Origin of the sequence: Bradyrhizobium sp. SHOUNA76, assembly GCF_023006445.1 — a bacterium.
Classification (GTDB): Bacteria; Pseudomonadota; Alphaproteobacteria; order Rhizobiales; family Xanthobacteraceae; genus Bradyrhizobium.
On the sequence record NZ_JALBHA010000653.1, the window covers coordinates 1 to 2924 of the forward strand.

The window sequence follows — 2924 nt, forward strand, 5'->3', positions numbered from 1 at the left end:
GGCATCGTGAGCGGCGCCCAGGAAGTCTCCTATGAAGGTAACCGGATCGCCGGCCCCGTGGGCGGCGCGGTTGGAGGCGTCGTCGGCGCCGGTGTCGGCGGCGCCGTTGGCGCAGTCGAGGGTGTGCTTGGGATTCCCCACCGTCATTACCGCCACCGCTGCCGCGGCTACTATGACGGATATCACCACTTCCATTGCTATCGGTGATGGCCCCCGTAGCCCGGATGGAGCGCAGCGCAATCCGGGTCTTTCACGGCTCGGAAAGACTGCCCCGGATTTCGCTGCGCTCCATCCGCGCTACTAGCCGTCTCAATTCTTCAGCCGGTACCCCGTCCTGAAAATCCACCAGATCACGACCAGGCAGATCACCAGGAACGCCACCGTCATGCCGATGCTGACGGACACGCTGACGTCAGCGATCTCATAGAAGCTCCAGCGGAAGCCGGAGATCAGATAGACGACCGGGTTGAGCAGCGCCACCGTGCGCCAGGTGGGCGGCAGCATGTCGATGGAATAGAAGCTGCCGCCGAGGAAGGTCAGTGGCGTCACCACCAGCATCGGGATCATCTGCAGCTTTTCGAACCCGTCGGCCCAGATGCCGATGATGAAACCGAACAGGCTGAACGTCACCGCCGTCAGCACCAGGAAGGTCAGCATCCAGACCGGGTGCTGGATGTGCAGCGGCACGAACAGACCGGCTGTTGCCAGGATGATGAGGCCCAAAATGATCGACTTGGTCGCGGCGGCACCGACATAGCCGAGCACGATCTCGAAATAGGAGATCGGCGCCGACAGGATCTCGTAGATCGTGCCGGTGAATTTCGGAAAGTAGATGCCGAACGAGGCGTTGGCGATGCTCTGGGTCAGCACCGAGAGCATGATCAGGCCCGGCACGATGAAGGTGCCGTAGCTGACGCCCTCGACCTGGCTGATGCGCGAGCCGATCGCGGCGCCGAAGACCACGAAATAGAGAGAGGTGGAAACCACCGGCGAGACGATGCTTTGCAGCAGCGTGCGCCAGGTGCGCGCCATTTCGAACAGATAGATGGCGCGGATGGCGCGGTGGTTCATGACGTCCTCACGAGATCGACGAAGATGTCCTCGAGCGACGATTGCGTCGTATCGAGATCGTTGAAGCGGATGCCGGCGGTGCGGAGATCGCCGAGCAGGCTGGTGATGCCGGTGCGCTCACCCTTGGTGTCGTAGTCGTAGACCAGCGTGGCGCCGGCATCGCAGAGTTCGAGCTCGTAATGGCTGAGGCTTTCCGGCAGCGACGTGATCTTGTTCTGCAGATGCAGCGTCAGCCGCTTCTTGCCGAGCTTCTGCATCAAGGTCGTCTTGTCCTCGATCAGCACGATCTCGCCCTTGTTGATGACGCCGATGCGGTCGGCCATCTCCTCGGCTTCCTCGATGTAATGCGTGGTGAGGATGATGGTGACGCCGGACTGCTGGAGGGTGCGCACCACCTCCCACATGCCCTTGCGCAACTCGACGTCGACACCGGCGGTCGGCTCGTCCAGGAACAGGATCTGCGGCTCGTGCGACAGCGCTTTGGCGATCATCACGCGGCGCTTCATGCCGCCGGACAGCGTGATGATCTTGTTGTCCTTCTTGTCCCACAGCGAGAGGTCCTTCAGCACCTTCTCGATATGGGCAGGATTCTTCGGCTTGCCGAACAGGCCGCGGGAGAAGCTCACGGTGGCCCACACACTCTCGAAGGAATCGGTGTGCAATTCCTGCGGCACGAGTCCGATCAGCGAGCGCGCCTTGCGGTAGGAGGTCCGGATGTCCTCGCCGCCGACGAGGACGCGGCCTTCGCTGGCATTGGCGATGCCGCAGATGATCGAGATCAGCGTGGTCTTGCCCGCACCGTTGGGACCGAGCAGCGCGAAGATCTCGCCGCGCTTGATGTCGAGATTGACGTTCTTGAGCGCCGTGAAGCCGGACCCATAGGTCTTGGACAGATTGGCGACGGAAATGATTGAGGACATGATGGCCGCAAGGCTGGGGGCAAAGGCTGGGAGGGGAGGCTGGAACCGTCCGGGGAGGGAGGTCAGCGGAGCCCTGAAATAGGAACGCACTTGCCCGGCCGCAATTGTCCGGAGGAAAATGGTCCCCAAACAGGCCCTTTGGTGGCATGTTTCGGGCAGGTGTGTTGCGCGATGGTCACGGGCTGTGGCTAAGATTGTCGTTCACGTGCCTCTTTGTTGCGTCTGCGAGCAGGCCGTGGCTACGATTCCGGCCAATCGCAAAGCGTATTGTCCCCAGGGAATAGATCGATGAGACCGAACGGCCGTCACACCGCCGGCGCCAGCCAGTTGTCCGCCCTCCGCGTGTGGGCGATGTGCCTGCTCCTGCTGTCAGCTATTGCCATCAACCCGACCACCGCCAAGGCCGCGCCCAGCCAGGCCGCGGCCGCGACCACGCATGTCTACCTGCTTCGCGGTGTGCTCAACATTTTCTCGCTCGGGCTCGACACGATCGGTGCCCGGCTCCAGGCGCAGGGCGTCCCTGTGACCGTCGCCAACTTCGTCTCCTGGTCCTCGCTCGCCGATGAAGCCGCGACCGCCTACAAGGCCGGCCGGCTCAAGACCATCGTCCTGGTCGGCCATTCCTCCGGCGCGACCGCGCTGCCCGACATGATCGCGAAACTCAACCGGCTCGGCGTGCCCGTGAAGCTCGCGATCGGCCTCGACTCCGTGTTCAAGACCAGGCTCTCGACCGGCGCGGAGCGTTACATCAACATCTATATCGGCGATGGTCCCGGCGAGCCGGTGAAGCGCGCCGACGGTTTCCGCGGCAAGCTCGACAACGTCGACGTGCGCGGCACCGGCGTCGGCCATATCTCGATCGACAAGAACGAGGCGATCCAGCGCCGCGTCATCGCCGAGATCGACGCAGCGATCATGCGCTCGCGCGCCCCG

Annotated in this window: 3 protein-coding genes and 1 pseudogene; 2 read left to right on the top strand and 2 right to left on the bottom strand. The window is 63.2% G+C overall.

Annotation, left to right across the window (positions count from 1 at the left end; all coding sequences use genetic code 11):
• Nucleotides 1-207: pseudogene (locus tag MOV74_RS35080) on the top strand (hypothetical protein); the annotation flags it as partial.
• 102 nt (nt 208-309) lie between these two features.
• Here the strand turns inward: MOV74_RS35080 and MOV74_RS35085 are convergent.
• Both MOV74_RS35085 and MOV74_RS35090 read right to left on the bottom strand, forming a co-directional pair.
• Nucleotides 310-1071, bottom strand: a complete 762-nt coding sequence (locus tag MOV74_RS35085) for an ABC transporter permease (protein WP_246931670.1) — start codon at nt 1069-1071, stop codon at nt 310-312.
• The gene (locus MOV74_RS35090; protein WP_246931672.1) at nt 1068-1991 is read right to left on the bottom strand and encodes an ABC transporter ATP-binding protein; all 924 of its coding nucleotides are present in this window, start codon (nt 1989-1991) and stop codon (nt 1068-1070) included. Before MOV74_RS35090 ends, MOV74_RS35085 begins: the two co-directional genes overlap by 4 nt.
• A gap of 288 nt (nt 1992-2279) precedes the next feature.
• On the opposite strand from MOV74_RS35090, the gene MOV74_RS35095 reads away from it, so the two are divergent.
• On the top strand, nt 2280-2924 hold a 645-nt coding region (locus MOV74_RS35095), incomplete at its 3' end, for a hypothetical protein (RefSeq protein ID WP_246931674.1).

Bases quoted from the DNA above. Each gene is read 5' to 3' on its own strand.
- MOV74_RS35085 (WP_246931670.1), bottom strand. From the start codon at position 1,071: ATGAACCACCGCGCCATCCGCGCCATCTATCTGTTCGAAATGGCGCGC.
- MOV74_RS35090 (WP_246931672.1), bottom strand. From the start codon at position 1,991: ATGTCCTCAATCATTTCCGTCGCCAATCTGTCCAAGACCTATGGGTCC.